We start from the raw sequence: 18,437 nt of genomic DNA on the forward strand, positions 1-18,437 counted from the left end.
CTTCCTAATATTCCATGGGGGAGGAAATAACGATGAAAGGAATTCGCTGGCTGATGGTGCTGCCGTTTCTTGGCATAATTGGCGGCATTCCGTTTGCCAATAAAGTGACTCCATATGTGTTTGGCATGCCGTTTATTCTCTTTTGGATTGTCGCTTGGGTGATTCTCACTTCCGTCATCATGGCGGTTGTCTACCGCTTTGATCCGGAAGTGCGGGAGGAGGAGCGTACATGAATGGGGCGCTAATCATTATTTTTGCCTTTCTGCTTCTCTCTTTATATTTAGGGGTGCAGGCGCGAAAAGGAAAAGATATGAACTTGGAACAGTGGACGGTCGGCGGCCGCGGATTTGGCACCATCTTTGTTTTTCTTCTCATGGCCGGCGAAATTTATACGACATTCACCTTTTTGGGCGGAAGCGGCTGGGCTTACGGCAAAGGCGGACCGACGTTTTACATTATCGCGTACGGCTGCTTGGCGTACGTGCTGTCCTATTGGATGCTTCCGAAAGTATGGAAATATGCGAAAGAACATCAGCTTATGTCCCAGTCTGACTTTTTCGCCAGTAAGTACAACAGCCCGCTGTTGGGGGTGCTCGTTTCCCTGGTCGGGGTGGTTGCGCTTATTCCGTATTTGGTGCTGCAGTTAAAAGGGTTGGGCATTATCGTTTCAGAAGCTTCATACGGCACGATTTCGTCGACAGCGGCGATTTGGATCGGCGTCCTTGCCGTTACGGTGTACGTGATGATTTCAGGAATTCACGGCTCGGCGTGGACAGCGGTAGTGAAAGATATCATGATTCTGGTTGTTGCGGTCTTTTTAGGTCTTTATCTTCCATTCCATTATTATGGTGGAATCGAGCCAATGTTTACGGCGATTGAAGAAGCAAAGCCGGGATTTCTCGCCTTGCCGGATAAAGGCATGAGCGTGTCTTGGTTTATTTCCACTGTGCTGTTAACGGCGCTTGGTTTTTATATGTGGCCGCACACGTTCGGTTCGATTTATTCGGCGAAAAGCGCCAATGTTTTTCGGAAAAATGCGATGATTTTGCCAATTTATCAGTTAGTGCTGCTATTTGTCTTTTTTGTCGGCTTTGCGGCGATTTTGCAAATTCCGCATTTGGAAGGCTCTGATGCCGACCTGGCGTTATTGCGCTTGTCCATTCAGACGTTTGACCCTTGGGTCGTCGGGCTGATCGGCGCGGCCGGGCTGTTGACGGCGATGGTTCCAGGTTCCATGATTTTAATGACGGCGTCGACGCTGCTCGCGAAAAACGTCTATAAAGTGTTTTCTCCTTCCGCCACCGACGAGCAGGTCGCGAAACTCGCGAAATATCTCGTTCCTGTCATTGCCCTCATTTCGTTATATTTTACGTTCCGCGGCGGAAATACGATCGTTGCTTTGCTTCTCATGGGGTACAGCCTTGTGACGCAGCTGTTCCCGTCGCTTGTGCTCAGCCTGATGAAAAACAACTTTGTAACGAAGCAGGGAGCGTTTGCCGGTATTATCGCTGGGGTTGTGACGGTAGCTTATATTACATTATCCGGCAGCAGCATCGGCACGTTGTTCCCTTCCTTGCCGCAGGCAGTGCAAGATCTGAATGTCGGAATTATCGCGTTGATTGTCAATATCGTTGTCACGGTGGTGGTGAGCTGGATTCCAACCCGCTCCGTCAGCGTTGACACGGAAAAAAGCACGATGTAGGGAGAAGAAAATGCTGTTGTTCGTACTGGACATGGTATTGGCGGTAGGAAGCCGATAGGGATAGTGAAAAAGAAAGGAGACATGAGTCGAAACATTCATGTCTCCTTTTCGGGTTTTTTCTTATTTGTGGATATATCTTCTTGCGCCGGCGAACTCTTCGCCATATCCAGGAGCTCGGTAATCATCAATGCGTACGGTTGTGCTGGTGTTTGGCGAGTGGATCATTTTGCCGTTGCCGATATACATGCCGACGTGGTGGATTTTCCCTTTTCCGTTATTATACGCAAAGAACAGGAGATCCCCCGGCTGCAGTTCGCTTTCCGGGACAGGTGTACCGAATTGGGCCTGTACGGACGAATCGCGGGGAATGGTAATGCCGTGCGCTTTATAAATCGTATGGGTAAACCCGGAGCAGTCAAACCCAAATCCGGATGTTCCTGCCCATAAATAAGGCAAGCCTAAAAACTGTTTTGCGGTATTTACTAAGTCTTCTCCGGTTGGTGCCGGAATGTCTGCTTCCGTCCGGAAAATTTGGACATCCTCTTTTTTCAGCCATTTGGCACCATCACTCGGTGTCATCACTTTGACTGCGTTTTTGGTTGATTGAATCACAGGAAGGCGAGTGTTAAAGCTGATTTCCATAAATTTATGGTTCCCTTTTGGATCTTTGTAAAGCCATGCAGTTGGCGAAGTGACTTGGGCAAATGGTTTCGATTGAAATTTTGCAAATGCGTTTCCTTTGGTCAGTTGGCGAATTGGCACCCAGCCTGGATATCCAAGCGGATGGCGCGGCGTCGGTTGACCATGGACGACAACTTTCGCCCAATCTCCTTGTTTTTCTAGTATCGTGACTTTCATGCCGTATAACGCTTGTGTTTCGAGATTCCCCACTAACCATAGTTTTTCTTCGTACGTCATGCTTTTTGTCCACTTCCACATATCGACCGGGTTGGATAGCGATGGACTGTCAATGTCTCTTGCAATGTTCGGTTCTGTCCAAAGCGTTGCGACAGAAACGTCAATATAAGCCGTTTCCTCCTTGTTCGTTTTGGCACTTGCTGGTGAAAGAAAGACGAAAACCATGCAGAAGCAAAGGAATGCGGTGAAGTACCTTTTCCATTTTTTCATTGCTAATCTCCTTTCTTATGATCAATGATTGGGTATATAAGGAACATAACCAATACCCGGTAAGTCAGGAACGTGAATCTTGCTTCCTTGAAAGAAAGAACGGCTGCTGTCATCGTCTATCCATAGAGGGGCATCCAAATCGATTTTGGTAATGTTCGGATGAGCCATGGCTAAATGGGTTGCTGCCAATACAGAAAGAGTTGGTTCCATCATGCTTCCGATCATGCATTCGATGCCAGCTGCTTCCGCCAAACTAGCAATTTTGTAAGCTTCCCGTAATCCTCCCGTTTTCATCAGTTTAATGTTGATCAAATCGACAGCGTGATGACGGATCAGTTCTAGCGCATCTCGCGCAGAAAATATACTTTCGTCCGCCATAATCGGTATGTTGACTCGTTCACGGATAAACTGAAGACCTTTTATGTCGTATTTAGGAACAGGCTGTTCAATAAATTCGATCGGAAGTTGAAGTTGTTCCAGCGATTGAATGATTTTCACCGCTTCTTTCGCTGTCCAGCCTTGATTAGCGTCGATGCGAAGTGAAACGTTTGGACCTACTTCTTCATAAATTCGTTTGATTCGTTCGATATCTTTTTCGGCTTCTTTTCCTACTTTAATTTTTAAAATCGAAAAACCTTTTTCTGTGACTTTTTTTGCGTCATTGACCATTTCTTCAACACTATTTACGCTAATGGTCATATCGTTAACATGGTGGTTCGTTTTTCCTCCGAATAATTGATAGAGCGGAATGTTTAGCAGTTTGCAAAGCGCATCGCACATGGCCATTTCTAATGCCGCTTTTGCACTCGTATTTCCAACGCAGCTGGTTTGAACATCTTTATCGTTTTTTGCTATTTCTTCGATTTCTTTACCGATGATTTTAGGGATGAGTACATTTTCTAAAATACCGATGATTCCTTGTTTCGTTTCTCCTGTGATAGCTTCGGTCGGGACGGCGGCCCCATACCCTTCCATTCCGTTATCCAGCGTGATTTTTACGACGATGCTTTCCATTTGCGTAGCCGTCCGCAGTGCCGTTTTGAAAGGTTTTATTAATGGAGTTGATTGTGTGGCGATGGCTGCGTCTTTGATTTTCATGAATAGACATCCTTTCGGTTACAGTGATGATAAAATATGAGCGGTGAGCAATCCGTAATAGGTTCCAAGGAGATTGCCTAGTAAAGCTGTCAATATGCCGACAGGAATGAGTGACTGATGATATGCGCCCGCAAGAATGGGAGTGGAAGCTACTCCGCCGATATTTGCCAGGGAGGTTACCCCCATTGTAAATAAATCAAGTTTGCATACTTTGGCGATCATTAGCATTAATAATGCGTGAATCAAAAGAATAAGAAACCCCGAGATGATGTAAATGGGAGCTTGGAACAATTGAGAAAAGTCTGCTTGCGACGCGATTAATGCGATGACCACATAAAGCATGACTTTCGATACATCGTTGGAGCCGGGAATTTTCGCTATTTTTGTCATCGCCAATACTAAACCGATGACGGTTGCGAATACAATCGTCCATGTGGTTCCATTAAATACGGCTCCCACCTCAGGCAAAGCATTTCCGATTTCCGTACAAATCGTCGATAAAAGAATGCTGAATCCAAGCAAGACGATTAATTCGGTAAATCCCATTTTTCCTTGATGATTTTCGTTGGTTGCCGCTGCTTCATCGTTTGTAATGGGTATATCTACCATTTTTGCCTTTGTCCAACGGTTGAATCTGTCGGCAAACGGTACAAGCCAAAACATAAACATGACCCAAATAGAATAGTTGACCGTATCCATCATTAAGGCGTAGCCGAAAATGTTTTCTGGAACATCTAAAATTTTTTGCAGAATAACCATGTTGGCCGACCCGCCTGTCCAGCTGGAGCTGAGCGCGGCAAAGGCCTTCCATGTATCTTTCGCGTAGAGTTCTTTGAATAGCAGATACGTAATGGTAAATCCAATAATGATCGTGAAAGATGCCGCAAAAAAAGTAAGAAGAATTCTTGGCCCCATTTTGATGATCTTTCGCAAATCGCAATGCAGAAGCATAAGAATGAGCATGGCAGGAAGCAGTACGTTTCGAACGGTATTGTACGTATTGTCGATCGAATCCGTTTTCCCGAAAACGCCAAATGTTTGCATCAGCGCTCCCCCGACATAAATAAAAATAATGCCGGGGACGACTTTAAAAAGTTTGGATTTAGACTTTTGCTCTGCAAAAGCAATAAGTGCGACGTAAGCTAGTAAAATACTTAAGAAAACAACGCCGTCTTGAATCATTGTTTCTCCCCCTTATTTGGTTTATAGAAAATACAAAACCCAGCAAATAGAGAGAAACAATCGCTCTATTCGCTGGGTTTCATCTGCGTGATGAGGGTACAGATGAAGCAGCTGACGAAACGATATTTTGATATTTTAAGCTGGCGTTTTTAAAAGCGACGATTAACGCCTTTTGTGAAGAGCCGAAATAGCGGGTTTGAATTTCTTTTTTTACTGTGTCAATATCCAATATCGATCGGCCGACCAATAAACTTTTGACAAAGGATTTCGTCAGCTCAATCGTCGCTGAGCAATCTGCATCAACAATGATACCGCTTTCTTTATTGACCACTAATCCGATGAAAAACGCGTTATATTGCTGGGTAATCGGATTGTTTGAAGGCGCTTTTGCGTCCCCGATGATATATACGGTATTATTCTCAAACATGCTAATCCTCCAACCAAATACAGCTATTACGAGGGGCATTTATGATAGACATCATAAATGTTGCTCGTAATATGTATTTGTTTTCAAATTTTATTATATTAAATAATTCAGAAAATGGTCAATAATTTTTATTTTTCTTTTGTCAAAAATTAGCTCGAGTGTAGAAAGGATAGAGATAGATTAAAACAGCGTCTGTAAAAATAATCTATAAGGAAGCTGAATAGCTACAAATAGCGAATGTAAAAAATTTTCATTGTGAGTTTTCGTAAATTTTTGTATAATGTATGTAACCGGTTACAGATGAGAAATGGAGACGAATAATGATGGCAACGATTAGAGATGTGGCAAAGTTGGCAGGTGTGTCTGTGGCGACTGTTTCCCGCGTGCTAAATCAAAATGGTTATGTGAATGAAGAAACGGAAAAGCGCGTGAGACAGGCGATGAAAGAGTTGAATTATAAACCGAGTGAAGTGGCACGGGCACTGTTTAAAAAGACATCGAAAACCATCGGGTTAATCGTGCCGGATATAACCAACCCGTTTTTTCCAGAGCTTGTTCGCGCTGTGGAAGATGTCATGAATATTTATGACTATACCGTGATTTTATGCAATTCTGATGAGAAGACGGAAAAAGAAAAAGAGTATATGGAAGTGCTTAAACAAAAATATGTGGACGGCATTATCTTAACGACCAATCAATTAGAGTTGGAGGAAGTATCGGAATGGGACATTCCGATAGTCGTGCTAGACCGTCCGCTAAATCATGATTATCCGTCGGTCATTGCCGATAATTATGGAGGAGCCCGGTTAGCAACGAAACATTTGTATGACATCGGTTGCCGTAAAATTGCCCACATCCAAGGACCTCTTCACGTTGTGAACGCGATGGAGCGTTTTCACGGTTACCGTGATGAAATGATGGCACTTGGCCTTTGGGATGAGAGGCTTGTCATTCTTGGAAACTATCAGTTGAAGCAGGCGAAAGAAGCGGTGATCGAAGCATTGAATAAATACGATATCGATGGTATTTTTGCTGGAAATGATGCGATGGCAGTGGGAGCGTTGAAAGCGGTTCAACAGCTGGGGCTGCGCGTTCCAGACGACATTGCGATTATTGGATATGACGGTATTCCGCTGACGGAAATGACGACACCGGAACTATCGACGATTTCCCAACCGATTTATGAGATGGGTGCAATAGCTGCGAGAATTTTAATCAAACAAATAGAAGGGAAACCGCTTGAGAAGCTTCATTATGTGCTTCCGATTGAACTAGTGGTACGACAATCGACGCGTAAGGGGGAATGAAAGTGGCAAAACCAGTGATTACCGTAGTCGGCAGTATCAACATGGACCTTGTGACGATTGCTTCTCGCTTTCCGTCACAAGGGGAGACGATTTTAGGGGAGGAGTTTCATCTCGTTCCTGGCGGGAAAGGAGCAAACCAAGCGGTGGCGGCCGCTCGTTTAGGTGCTGATGTACATATGATTGGAGCGGTCGGAGTGGATGCGTTTGGAACGGAGTTGCTTCGCTCATTGGAGCGGGAAGGTGTTCATATCGATAATGTGAAACCGGTTACAGATAAAGGGACCGGCATTGCTTCGATTACGATTTCGGAACAAGATAACCGAATTATCGTTGTTCCGGGGGCAAACCATGCGCTTCGTCCAGAAGACATCGATCGATGCGAAGAAATGATTGCCAAAAGTGACGTATGTGTACTCCAGCTGGAAATTCCGCTTTCCGTTGTAGAAAGAGCCGTCTTTTTAGCGAAAAAACATCATGTGCGTGTCATTTTGAATCCTGCGCCAGCTCAGCCGTTGCCGCAGGAATTGATGGAGGCAGTCGATTTTCTCACACCAAACGAACATGAGCGGGAGATTATTTTCCAACAAGTCGAGGTGAGCTCGTTTGCTGATAAAGTGATTGTCACCGAAGGAGCACGCGGCGTAACGATTCGAAAGGATGGAAAATCAGTGCTTATCCCAGGGTTTCGCGTTCCGGTCGTTGATACGACAGGAGCAGGAGATACGTTTAACGGAGCATTGGCGGTAGCGCTAAGCAAAGGAATGAGTTTAGAAGATGCATGTCGTTTTGCCAACGCGGCGGCGGCGCTATCGGTGACAAAGCTAGGCGCGCAAGGTGGGATGCCGAAGGAAGAAGAAGTGGAGAAATTTTTGCAGGAAAAGGAAGGGTGTTCATCATGAAAAAACGGGGTATTCTCAATAAAGAGTTAAGTACGCTATTAGCTTCTCTCGGTCATACCGATACGATTGTCATCGCGGACTGCGGCCTGCCGATTCCGAATGAGACGACCCGGATTGATTTATCACTGGTGAAAGGATTTCCACCGTTTTTATCCGTGCTGGATGCGATTTTAGAAGAGTTAGAGGTGGAAGCAGTCACATTGGCGGAAGAAATCAAAACAGACAACCCTGCGATATATGAAAAAATTCAGCAAAGATTGAGCGATGCACCGATGCAATTTGTTCCACACGAACAATTTAAAGAGATGACAAAATCAGCGAAAGCAGTCATTCGTACGGGGGAAGCGACGCCTTACGCCAATATTATTCTTCGCTCCGGTGTGAACTTTTCGTAGCGTTCATTTGAAAAAAAGGAGGGAGAGCGATGACGAAACCGTTTATTGAGATGCGGGGCATTAAAAAAGCATTCCACCAGCATGTCGTCTTAAATGGCGTCGATTTTGAAGTACGAGCCGGTGAAGTACACGCGCTCATGGGCGAAAACGGCGCCGGAAAATCGACGTTAATGAAAGTATTAACCGGCATTTATGAGCGCGATGCCGGGACGATCTTGGTGGATGGCCGAGAAGTCCATTATCGCCATCCGAAGGAAGCGGAACGTGATGGGATTTCGGTCATTCATCAGGAGCTTACTATCATTCCTACGTTGTCGGTCGCAGAAAACATTTTCCTTGGGCGGGAGAGCACAATTGGCCGGACAGGTATTATTCGATATAAAGAAATGGAGAAGCAGGCAGAAGTCTATTTGAAGAAGCTAGGGATCCATATTGACCCTAGTGAATTGGCAGGCAATTTATCGGTGGGAAAACAGCAAATTGTTGAGATTGCAAGGGCGCTTTCTACCAATGCGAAATGTTTAATTATGGATGAGCCGACCGCGGCTTTGACAGAACGGGAAATTCAAACGTTATTTGAAGTAATTCGAACATTAAAGAAGCAAGGGGTTGCTATCGTCTATATTTCACATCGGATGGAGGAGATTTTTACGATTTGCGACCGTATTTCCGTACTTCGGGACGGACAGTTTATCGGCACGAAGCGCATCGCTGAGACAAACTTTGATGAGATTGTTCACATGATGGTCGGTCGGCAAATTGGAGAGCGCTTTCCAAAACGGAATGCAGTCATTGGCAAGGAACGGCTGCGCGTGGAAGGCTTGACACAGGAAGGTGTCTTTGAAAATGTCTCGTTCTCTGTACGTGCCGGTGAAATTCTCGGTGTGGCAGGATTGATGGGATCAGGACGCACCGAAATTATGGAGGCGATTTTTGGAGCGAGAAAAACGAACAAGGGAACGATTTATATTGATGGCCGACCAGTTCATATTACATCGCCAAGACAAGCGATTGAGCACGGCATCGCAATGATTACAGAAGACCGCAAACAAAAAGGGCTCATTTTAAGTATGAGTGTGCGGGAAAATCTAACGTTGCCAAAATCAGAACAATTGGCAACAGCCGGTGTCATTCAGGCGACGAAAGAGCAGGAGTTAGTTTCGTCGTTAATTAAGAAATTAAACATTAAAACGGCATCTCCAGAATTAGAGGTAAAAGCGTTAAGCGGAGGGAACCAGCAAAAAGTCGTATTCGGAAAATGGCTGACAATGGAGCCGCGCATTCTCATTTTAGATGAACCAACGCGCGGGGTTGATGTTGGGGCCAAAAAAGAAATTTATGAAATTATGAATGAACTGACGGCTCAAGGGGTCGCAATTATTATGGTATCGTCTGAGCTCCCGGAAGTACTTGGGATGAGCGATCGCATTATGGTCGTCCATGAAGGGAAAGTTCGCGTTATTTTGGAGAATGAAGGAATTGATCAAGAAACGATTATGCGTGCGGCAACAGGGGGGAACGCATGATGGAAAACAAATGGAATTTTGATATAAAAAAGCTTGGCCCGCTTATCGGCTTCTTCTTGTTATGTATTGTGCTGTCGATATTAAGTGACAGTTTTCTAACGGTCAATAACTGGATGAACGTTTTACGCCAAGTATCGATTAATGCGTTAATCGCGTTTGGGATGACATTCGTTATTTTAACGGGAGGCATTGATTTATCCGTTGGTTCTGTGTTAGCGCTCTCAAGTGCGATTACTGCGGGAATGATGGCAAGTGGAATGAACGGCTTTACCGCCATCATCATCGGATTGCTTGCCGGATTTCTCATGGGTGCGATTAACGGTGTGGTAATCACGAAAGGACGCGTTGCTCCGTTTATTGCCACCTTAGCAACGATGACAATGTTTCGTGGGTTAACCCTTGTTTATACAGATGGCCGTCCTATCACTGGTTTTGCCTCAGACGATATTTTGTTTCAAATGATGGGACGCGGATACTTTCTAGGTATTCCTGTTCCAGTTGTATTTATGCTCATTGCGTACGCTGTTCTGTACTTTGTGTTAAAGAAAACGACGTTTGGCCGCCATACGTATGCGGTTGGCGGAAATGAGGAAGCGAGTCGTTTATCCGGGATTCGCGTCGACCGTTTAAAAATTTGGATTTATTCTTTAACAGGCGGATTATCTGCATTAGCGGGAATCATTTTAACCTCCCGCTTAAACTCGGCGCAGCCAACGGCAGGAACAGCATATGAATTAGATGCGATTGCTGCTGTTGTTCTTGGAGGAACCAGTTTATCTGGCGGACGCGGTTGGATTTTCGGGACGTTGGTTGGTGCGCTCATTATTGGTGTATTGAACAACGGGCTGAACTTATTGAATGTATCTTCATTTTACCAGCAAGTCATTAAAGGGGCAGTCATTCTTCTTGCGGTGCTCCTTGACCGCCGCAAAGAAGCTTGATGAATAAAAAAATAATAAAATGAAAGGAAGAGGGCGATGAAAAAGTTAGCTAGCATGTTGTTGGCGTTTTTGTTAGTTGTAGGCGTATTAGCAGGTTGTTCGTTAGATAACGGCGCAACCGGTGACAAAAAAGAAGAAGCGAAAAAAGACGGGAATATGAAAATTGGTTTATCGATTTCAACGTTAAATAACCCATTTTTCGTGACATTAAAAGAAGGAGCTGAAAAGGCGGCGAAAGAAGAAGGTGTGGAATTAATCGTTGTCGATGCGCAAAACGATTCTGCGAAGCAAATTAATGATATCGAAGATTTGATTCAGCAAGATGTTGATTTGATTTTAGTGAATCCAACTGACTCCAGTGCTGTCACATCGGCAATTGAATCGGCTAACAGCGCAAATATTCCTGTGATCACTGTTGACCGTAGCGCGGATGGTGGTAAAGTAGTCACTCACATCGCTTCTGATAACGTTGCTGGTGGAAAAATGGCAGGAGAGTTCATCCTTGAACAATTAAAAAATGGTGGCAACATTGTAGAACTTGAAGGAATTCCAGGTTCATCAGCAGCTCGGGAACGTGGAGAAGGATTCCATCAAGTCATTGATAAAGCATCCAATGTGAAAGTAGTAGCGAAGCAAGCAGCGGATTTTGATCGTGCTAAAGGGTTATCTGTCATGGAAAATATTTTGCAAAGCCATAAGGACATTCAAGCTGTATTTGCCCATAATGATGAAATGGCGCTAGGAGCATTAGAAGCTTTAGAGGCACGCGGTATGAAAGATGTGATCGTCGTTGGCTTTGACGCAACGGAAGACGCCGTGAAAGCAGTAAAAGAAGGAAAAATGGCGGCGACCGTCGCTCAGAAGCCAGAGCTTATTGGAGAGAATGCAGTAAAAACCGCGTTGAAAGTATTAAATGGAGAAAAAGTGGATAAATTTATTCCTGTTCCATTGGAGTTAGTAAAAGGAAACGAATAATCGATTGATTTGCCTTCTGTCCATGTACGGGCAGAAGGTATTTTTATTTATGTTGCCACGGTTTCATAAAGATAGTAAGGTAAATAACAGGTGATGAAAATGAAGGGAAAAATTCAACGCTGGATCCCCGTCATCGTTTGGTGCATGATCATTTACTGCTTCAGCGAATTTTCTTTGTTTACCGGGGAGAATACCAAACTCATTTTAGATATGATCCTGTCGTACTTGCCGTTTGGCGGTGGCAAAGAAGAAGGACCGTCTTTGCTGAATTTTATCGTTCGGAAGCTGGCGCACTTAACCGAGTATGGCATATTGGCGGTGCTTGTCTGGCGGGCGCTGTCGCCAAAGCGGACGGCGTATGCCGGCGCCTGGCTGTTTGCGACGCTGTATGCGATGACGGATGAATGGCATCAATCGTTTGAGCCGGGGCGCACCGCTACGCCGAAAGATGTGGCGATTGACTCGTGCGGCGCGCTGTTGGCCGTTATCGGTGTTTTTCTTTATACACGTTGGACGAAAAAGAGGCATGATCCGGTGAAATACGACGTATCATAATAGAAAACAAATTGCTGGCTCTCCCAAGTATGTTTTTCGACCGAAAAGGAAAGAATGGGAATAGCGAGTTTGCGAGAAAAGGGAGAGGGCGCCAATGGTTTTGTTTATCGCTGGAATGTTTGTCGGATCGCTTGTCATGCTTGTTGTCATGAGCATGATGTTTGTCGCTAAACAGGCAGACGAGAAGAGTGCCAATTGGCAGAAAGAATGGCAGAAGAAATGAGAAAGCTTCCTGCGAGCATGCAGGAAGCTGTTTTTATTGATCGGCAGGAAACACGATTCCCGTTTGTTTGCGGGCTTCTTCCATCAAGGCAATCGTCAGCAGCGAATGCTCATGCGAATTGACTTCGGATTCGCGTTTTCCGTTTTGGATCAGCTCGATAAATTCTTTCGCTTCATAATACATCGGGGGCTTCTCTTGCGGGACGGTAATGTCTTCTACGCGCCCATCGCGGTAGCGGATTTCCACTTTCGTCGGCGTGTGGATTGCGTCGATGAGCATGCTTCCGTCCTCCCCTTGAATTTCCGCGGGCAGATAGGAGTTTGTAATTTTCGAGTACATAACGACGGCGTCCATATTCTCATAAGTAAAGATAATCGTCCCTTCGCCATCCACGCCTGATTCGAGTTTCAAGCTGCTGGCTTGCAGGCGGTTTGGTTTTCCAAACAAGACGACCATCGGGTAAATGCAATAGACGCCGATATCCATTAACGCGCCGTTGGAAAAGGCAGGGTTGAACGCATTTAATACGGTGCCTTGTTTATACGCGTCATAGCGCGACGAATATTGGCAATAGCTTGCAAAATAGCGGCGGATTTTGCCAAGTTTATGCAAGTGCTGGCGGATCGCCTGAAAGTTCGGGAGCAGCGTCGTTTTCATCGCTTCCATCAACACGACGCCGTTGCGCCGCGCCGCCCCGATCATCGCCTTCACTTCTTTTTCGTTTGATGCGAGCGGTTTTTCGCATAGCACATGTTTGCCGTGGTTCATGAGGAAAACCGCCTGCTCGGCGTGCAGGGAGTTCGGGCTGGCGATATAGACGGCGTCGATTTCATTGCTTTTCGCCAGTTCTTCTAGGTCGGTAAACGTGCGCGCTGCCCCTGTTTTTTGCGCAAATTCCCGCGCTTTCTCCTCCGTCCGCGAATATACGGCGGCGAGGGTGAAATCTTCTACTTCTCTAGCCGCTTCAATAAATGCCTCCGTAATCCAGTTCGTACCGATCGTCGCAAATCGAATCATGCTTGTCCCTGGTTACTAAAATCTATAAAAATCGACTCATCGCGATGGAACCAGCCAAACTGCTTGCCGCTCAGGAAACACCCGAGTTCCATCAGGAAGGGAATTTCCCTTGTCATTCACCTGCTGTGAAAGACACCCCGTGGATCGCTGTCAGCGACGGCACCTGCCGTGCACCATTCCTTCCATCGGTCAGTACACGACAACGATTTTAGCAACCAGGTCTACACCTCCTTCAGTTGAATTTGGTACTGGTTCAGCCAACAACATTTGCGCAAGATATTCCATAATGACCATTCATGTTCCTCTTTGAAGTTCTCTATCTTTTTCAACATCATACCTAGATATTGCCGTTGTTTTGTTCCGCTTTTCGATTGCTTATAGGATTCTTCCATCGACCCTAACACAGCAACCAAATGGCGTTTCACTTTCGTTTTTATGGTGTCCATGAGTTCTTTTGGCAATCGTTCCTGATACCCTAATCCCCGTCTGCCAATCACCAAAGCGGCGCTTTCATGAACGGATAAACCGTATTTCTTCATATACTTAAAACGCCCGATGACACTTGTGTACGCCGGATTCACTTTTTTGACGCGAAACCCAAGCCGCATCCCCCGGCGAAGGATGGTGTCAGTCAGTTTTTTCTTTTTGAAATGGTGTGCCAAGCGATTGAATCGTTTGTCCGTATCGTGCCGCTGTCTGAGTTGGATGTTTTCGATGACCACTGCCCCAACATTCTCTTGAAGCAGCCAATCATATACATCTCGTACGGTTTCTCCAACGATGTTGTTTCGTTTATTCGCCCGCACATATTCGAGTTCATGACAGTAAAATACTTTCGATTTAATGAAGTTTCCTTGTTTCGAAACAATGCTTACGGCGATGCGGTCAATATTGATGTCAATCCCTGCGATTCGTTCCGCTTGAATTGGTTCATCGTAGGTAAGTTCCCTGCCATATACCTCTTCTTCATAGATGAGTTGGACATAATATTCCCCGTTTTTGCGTTGGATTTCGACGGTGTATGGTTGATATTCGATTATCGGCTTGCCTTTTGCGCTTACTCCGACTTGTTCTCCCATGACGACATCGATGATTTCCTCTTCATATTTTTCAGGAACAGACACAGGAAATCGTAAACGGGGAGCGTGTTTTCCTTCTTGTTGTCCAAGTGGATTCGCAATTTCTACATAACATTCATCAGTGTGATCGTCATACAGGAGGCGAATATTTAAATTTCCTTTTTTGCTTTTATCGCCTCTGGCGTACAACTGATTCGAGCGTAAGTCTTTCCATTCTTCGTTCGTAATTTTTCCTTTCAAGCGCTTGTAAAAGTTTTGTTTTCCGCCAAAAATCACACGTGGAATCGTCCCATGGTCGAGATGGTGCTTTAGCTCGGCTTCTTTCGCTTTGAGCTTCTCTAACCGTTGGTGCAATCCACCTAGACATGTTGGAAGATCGACGTTCTTCGGTGTTTTTCTTCCATGTTGGTACTCATCGATTTTCTTTTCGGTTTTTTCGATTTTCGCTTGCACATCCTCCAGCCTTATTGGAAGCAACTCACGTTGGGAAGAAATCAGCGATTGAGCAAGCAGGACCGCGTCTTCGGCATACCGTTTGTTGAGCCGAAATTGGTGCGGAAGGTGCTTGATGATTTCTTTTGCGTTCCTTCCCTCCAGCAAACGGTTGAACGCGTATCGCTTCGCGGAACAAAAGACGCGCATTAATTCATCCAATGAACGAAGTTGCGATTCGTCATGAGAAACGATTTTCATCACTCGAACCGTTTTCATCCCCTTGCCTTCCCCCTATGTTTGGATCCTTTAGAACATATATTCGCCAACTCTTCTTCATTTCCTTTTTAAATGAGGAAGGAATGATTTTTTAGCACAACTAAGGGGGGAAGGCTCAGAAAATAGTCGAAATCCATAGATTCAGGGAAAAAAGTAAGAGATATTTACATAGTTTGATACATTTTTGTTGATTTTAAATGAACTGGTTATACCTCCTTTGTTTTGGTAACTACCTTATTTTACCGCTCATACAACTCAATCGGCAATTCATCCGGATCGCGGAAAAACGTGAACCGCTTTCCTGTAATCGGGTCAACGCGGATTGGCTCCGTCTCGATGCCGTGCGTATGCAAATAGGCGATTGCTTCCTCGATATTTTCGACTTCCAAAGCGAGATGGCGCAGCCCGCATGCTTCCGGATGGCTTGGCCGCTTCGGCGGATGTTCAAAGGAAAACAGCTCGATTTGCGTATGTTCGCCGACTTGCAAATCCAATTTGTACGAGCGGCGTTCTTCTCGATACTGTTCGTGAATGACTCGGAATCGGAGTATGTTCGTATAAAAATGTTTCGACCGTTCATAGTCGGAACAAATAATGGCGATATGGTGAACGCGAGTGAAGTGCATCGTTTTCCTCCTTGTCGGTAAGCTATTTTGCAATAAAAATAGATTTGCGGCAGTCCGCAAGCTTTGGCGGGAAAAATGTCTTCCCTATCTATATTGACATGGAACAAAATGTATATTATCATGAAAACAATAAGCGATACAATTCAGAATATTTATGCTAATTTGTTTTATTAAAAAAATATCTGTATGGATGAAACCGTTTGCTTCAACAAGCTCCTTCCATCTAGCAAAGCCCCAAAGCATATCTGCACCAAGTGCTGCCCGCATCATATTGCTTCTAGAATTATACTACATCATTTTCCAATGAAATAGTAGAAAGGGAGAAGGGGATATAGTCATGCGCTATGAATTTAAACTGCCCGATATCGGCGAAGGATTGCATGAAGCGGAGATTATCCGCTGGTTGATCCAAGAAGGCGACGAGGTGGCGGCTGACCAGCCGATTGCCGAAATTCAGACGGATAAGGCGATGGTGGAAATTACAACGCCGGTGGCCGGAAAAGTGGTGGCGCTTGCCGGACCGGAAGGCGCGACGGTGAAAGTGGGAGAAGCGCTGATCGTCGTTGAGCAGGAGACTGGCAGTGCCGGTCAGCAGGAGGCGGATAGCGTGGAGCCTGCGCCGCTTCAGCGGAAAAAACGGGTGATTGCCGCTCCGTCCGTACGCAAGCGGGCGCGGGAAATGGGCGTTCCGATTGAAGAAGTAGAAGGAAGCGGGGAAGGAGGCAGGGTGACGCTCGCCGATTTGGAGCGGTATGTCAAAGAACGGGAGTCGGCGGCCGCCGCGGCTGCTCCTTCGCTGGAAACCGCCAAGCCATCGGCCGGCGGAAACGACGGCGCCGTGAAAGAAGAACGCCTTCCGATTCGCGGGCTGCGCAAAAAAATCGCCGAGAAAATGGTGAAGTCCGCCTATACGGCTCCGCATGTGACCGGAATGGACGAAGTCGATGTCACGAAACTGGTGGAAATCCGCACTGTCCTTGCCAAACAGCTGGAGTCGGAATCCATCAAGCTGACGTATTTGCCGTTTGTTATTAAGGCGGTGACGCGGGCGCTGCAAGAGCATCCGATTTTTAACGCCATGGTGGATGAAGAAACGAATGAAATAGTCTTAAAGAAAGAGTACCATATCGGCATTGCGACGGCGACGAAAGAGGGGCTTGTCGTTCCCGTCATTAAGCATGCCGATCAAAAATCGATTCGCGAGCTGGCGATGGAGATTGCCGACCTTTCGGAAAAAGCGCATCGGCACACACTGCGCATCGATGAGCTGCAAGGAAGCACCTTTACGATTACAAGCACCGGCGCGGGCGGCGGCTGGTTCGCGACGCCGATCATCAACTATCCGGAAGTGGCGATTTTAGGCGTTCACGCGATTAAGCGCCGGCCAGCCGTCGTCGGGGATGAGATTGTGATCCGTAATATGATGGGGCTGTCGCTGACGTTTGACCATCGCGTCATTGACGGCGAACCAGCCGGACGGTTTATGCGGACGGTCGCTCGCATTTTAGAACATCCGGAACAGCTGTTATTAGATGTTCGCTAAACGGAGGGGAGGAAAAAACGATGTTTGATCAAAACGAATTGCGATTTGAGATGGTGCAGCTGCTTGATGAAAATGGGAATGGGGATGAACAAGAGCTGGCGTCTTTCTCCGATGAGTTTCTCGTGACGCTGTACCGCTGGATGCGCAAAGTGAGAGTCATCGATGAGCGCCTGCTAAAAATGCAGCGGCAAGGGCGGATTGGTACATACGCGCCATTCAGCGGCCAGGAAGCGGCGCAAATCGGCAGCGTGCTGGCGCTGAGAAAAGACGACTGGATTTTTCCAAGCTATCGGGAAATCGCCGCCTGCTTGGCGCATGGGCTTCCGCTCGCGCAAATTTTTCAGTATGTCCGCGGCCGCGTCATGGGCAGAAAAATGCCGGAGGATTTAAATATTTTTCCGACTCAAATCATTATCGGCGCCCAGACGCTCCACGCGACGGGATGCGCATGGGCGACGAAGCTGAAAGGGGAAACGCAAGTATCGGTCTGCTATTTCGGCGATGGTGCGACATCGGAAGGAGACTTCCATGAAGCGTTGAACTTTGCCTCCGTTTATCAGGTTCCCGTCATTTTCTTCTGCCAAAACAATCACTATGCGATCAGCGTTCCGGTGCATAAGCAGACAGCGAGCCGGACGATCGCGCAAAAAGCGCTCGCCTACGGCATGAAAGGCGTGCTGGTGGACGGCAATGACGCGCTTGCTGTGTACAAAACGATGAAACAAGCGGTGGAGGCGGCGCGCAACGGCGAGGGGCCGATGCTGATTGAAGCGCTGACGTATCGTTTAGGGCCGCATACGACAGCGGACGATCCGACGAAATACCGCAATGCCGAAGAGGTAGAGCAGTGGAAGCGGAAAAAGGATCCGCTTCATCGCCTGCGGGTGCTGCTAGAGAAGCGGGGGCTGTGGACGGAAGAAAAAGAGGAAGCATGGGTCGAGCAAGTGAATGAGGAAGTGACGGCGGCATATGAGGAAGCGACGGCGAACGAAACCGGGTCGATTGTTGATGTATTTGACTACGTATACGGCAAGCCAAGCAAGCTCTTGCAGGAGCAGCAGCAAGAAGCCGCGCGGCGGAAACAACGGAAAGAGGTGAGGTAA

At 46.4% G+C, this 18,437-nt stretch carries 19 protein-coding genes; 12 read left to right on the plus strand and 7 right to left on the minus strand.

The features are described 5' to 3' along the window. Positions 1-32: 32 nt before the first annotated feature. Complete coding sequence (locus tag BV455_RS10005; protein ID WP_061579787.1) at positions 33-233, plus strand: DUF3311 domain-containing protein; 201 nt, start codon at positions 33-35, stop codon at positions 231-233. Next, entirely contained in the window at positions 230-1,702 is a 1,473-nt protein-coding gene (locus BV455_RS10010) for a sodium:solute symporter family protein (RefSeq protein WP_081160474.1), read from the plus strand. Before BV455_RS10005 ends, BV455_RS10010 begins: the two co-directional genes overlap by 4 nt. 120 nt (positions 1,703-1,822) lie before the next feature. On the opposite strand, the gene BV455_RS10015 is transcribed toward BV455_RS10010, so the two are convergent. The 4 genes from BV455_RS10015 to BV455_RS10030 form a co-directional block, all read right to left on the minus strand. Further along, positions 1,823-2,830 (minus strand): C40 family peptidase, encoded by a 1,008-nt coding sequence (locus tag BV455_RS10015; RefSeq protein WP_017437836.1) that lies wholly within the window; start codon positions 2,828-2,830, stop codon positions 1,823-1,825. 21 nt (positions 2,831-2,851) lie between these two features. Next, the gene (locus BV455_RS10020) at positions 2,852-3,928 is read right to left on the minus strand and encodes a dipeptide epimerase (RefSeq protein ID WP_061579789.1); all 1,077 of its coding nucleotides are present in this window, start codon (positions 3,926-3,928) and stop codon (positions 2,852-2,854) included. 18 nt (positions 3,929-3,946) lie between these two features. After that, positions 3,947-5,110 (minus strand): DUF819 family protein, encoded by a 1,164-nt coding sequence (locus tag BV455_RS10025; RefSeq protein ID WP_061579790.1) that lies wholly within the window; start codon positions 5,108-5,110, stop codon positions 3,947-3,949. 79 nt (positions 5,111-5,189) lie between these two features. Further along, entirely contained in the window at positions 5,190-5,537 is a 348-nt protein-coding gene (locus tag BV455_RS10030) for a DUF3870 domain-containing protein (RefSeq protein WP_017437839.1), read from the minus strand. 323 nt (positions 5,538-5,860) lie between these two features. Here BV455_RS10030 and BV455_RS10035 point away from each other — a divergent pair, with 323 nt between their 5' ends. From BV455_RS10035 to BV455_RS20330, 8 genes are all read left to right on the plus strand, one after another. After that, positions 5,861-6,844, plus strand: coding sequence for a LacI family DNA-binding transcriptional regulator (locus BV455_RS10035; RefSeq protein WP_081162252.1), 984 nt, complete (start codon positions 5,861-5,863; stop codon positions 6,842-6,844). Between the two features lie 2 nt (positions 6,845-6,846). Further along, positions 6,847-7,743: a ribokinase gene (gene rbsK / locus BV455_RS10040; protein WP_081162250.1), complete on the plus strand. Its 897-nt coding sequence runs from the start codon at positions 6,847-6,849 to the stop codon at positions 7,741-7,743. Then, positions 7,740-8,138, plus strand: a complete 399-nt coding sequence (rbsD, locus tag BV455_RS10045; RefSeq protein ID WP_175244020.1) for a D-ribose pyranase — start codon at positions 7,740-7,742, stop codon at positions 8,136-8,138. Before rbsK ends, rbsD begins: the two co-directional genes overlap by 4 nt. Before the next feature lie 29 nt (positions 8,139-8,167). Next, positions 8,168-9,664 (plus strand): sugar ABC transporter ATP-binding protein, encoded by a 1,497-nt coding sequence (locus tag BV455_RS10050; RefSeq protein ID WP_081162247.1) that lies wholly within the window; start codon positions 8,168-8,170, stop codon positions 9,662-9,664. Continuing rightward, entirely contained in the window at positions 9,661-10,605 is a 945-nt protein-coding gene (rbsC, locus tag BV455_RS10055; RefSeq protein WP_081162245.1) for a ribose ABC transporter permease, read from the plus strand. Before BV455_RS10050 ends, rbsC begins: the two co-directional genes overlap by 4 nt. Positions 10,606-10,641: 36 nt before the next feature. Then, a complete protein-coding gene (rbsB, locus tag BV455_RS10060) occupies positions 10,642-11,580 on the plus strand; it encodes a ribose ABC transporter substrate-binding protein RbsB (protein ID WP_081162242.1) in 939 nt (312 codons plus the stop codon). Positions 11,581-11,679: 99 nt separating this feature from the next. Then, positions 11,680-12,135 (plus strand): VanZ family protein, encoded by a 456-nt coding sequence (locus tag BV455_RS10065; protein WP_081162239.1) that lies wholly within the window; start codon positions 11,680-11,682, stop codon positions 12,133-12,135. 94 nt (positions 12,136-12,229) lie between these two features. Then, positions 12,230-12,358, plus strand: a complete 129-nt coding sequence (locus BV455_RS20330) for a DUF3789 domain-containing protein (RefSeq protein WP_221198314.1) — start codon at positions 12,230-12,232, stop codon at positions 12,356-12,358. Positions 12,359-12,391: 33 nt separating this feature from the next. On the opposite strand, the gene BV455_RS10070 is transcribed toward BV455_RS20330, so the two are convergent. The 3 genes from BV455_RS10070 to gloA2 form a co-directional block, all read right to left on the minus strand. Continuing rightward, positions 12,392-13,375: a Gfo/Idh/MocA family protein gene (locus BV455_RS10070; RefSeq protein ID WP_061579793.1), complete on the minus strand. Its 984-nt coding sequence runs from the start codon at positions 13,373-13,375 to the stop codon at positions 12,392-12,394. A 221-nt stretch (positions 13,376-13,596) separates the two neighbouring features. Beyond that, the gene (locus tag BV455_RS10075; protein WP_218687136.1) at positions 13,597-15,165 is read right to left on the minus strand and encodes an IS200/IS605 family accessory protein TnpB-related protein; all 1,569 of its coding nucleotides are present in this window, start codon (positions 15,163-15,165) and stop codon (positions 13,597-13,599) included. Positions 15,166-15,404: 239 nt separating this feature from the next. Further along, the gene (gene gloA2 / locus BV455_RS10080; RefSeq protein WP_218687137.1) at positions 15,405-15,791 is read right to left on the minus strand and encodes an SMU1112c/YaeR family gloxylase I-like metalloprotein; all 387 of its coding nucleotides are present in this window, start codon (positions 15,789-15,791) and stop codon (positions 15,405-15,407) included. A 337-nt stretch (positions 15,792-16,128) separates the two neighbouring features. Here gloA2 and BV455_RS10085 point away from each other — a divergent pair, with 337 nt between their 5' ends. Both BV455_RS10085 and pdhA read left to right on the plus strand, forming a co-directional pair. Continuing rightward, positions 16,129-17,334: a dihydrolipoamide acetyltransferase family protein gene (locus BV455_RS10085; RefSeq protein WP_042408291.1), complete on the plus strand. Its 1,206-nt coding sequence runs from the start codon at positions 16,129-16,131 to the stop codon at positions 17,332-17,334. Between the two features lie 20 nt (positions 17,335-17,354). Further along, the gene (pdhA, locus tag BV455_RS10090) at positions 17,355-18,437 is read left to right on the plus strand and encodes a pyruvate dehydrogenase (acetyl-transferring) E1 component subunit alpha (protein WP_218687138.1); all 1,083 of its coding nucleotides are present in this window, start codon (positions 17,355-17,357) and stop codon (positions 18,435-18,437) included.

It is taken from the genome of Parageobacillus caldoxylosilyticus (assembly GCF_019272935.1).
Classification (GTDB): domain Bacteria; phylum Bacillota; class Bacilli; order Bacillales; family Anoxybacillaceae; genus Saccharococcus; species Saccharococcus caldoxylosilyticus.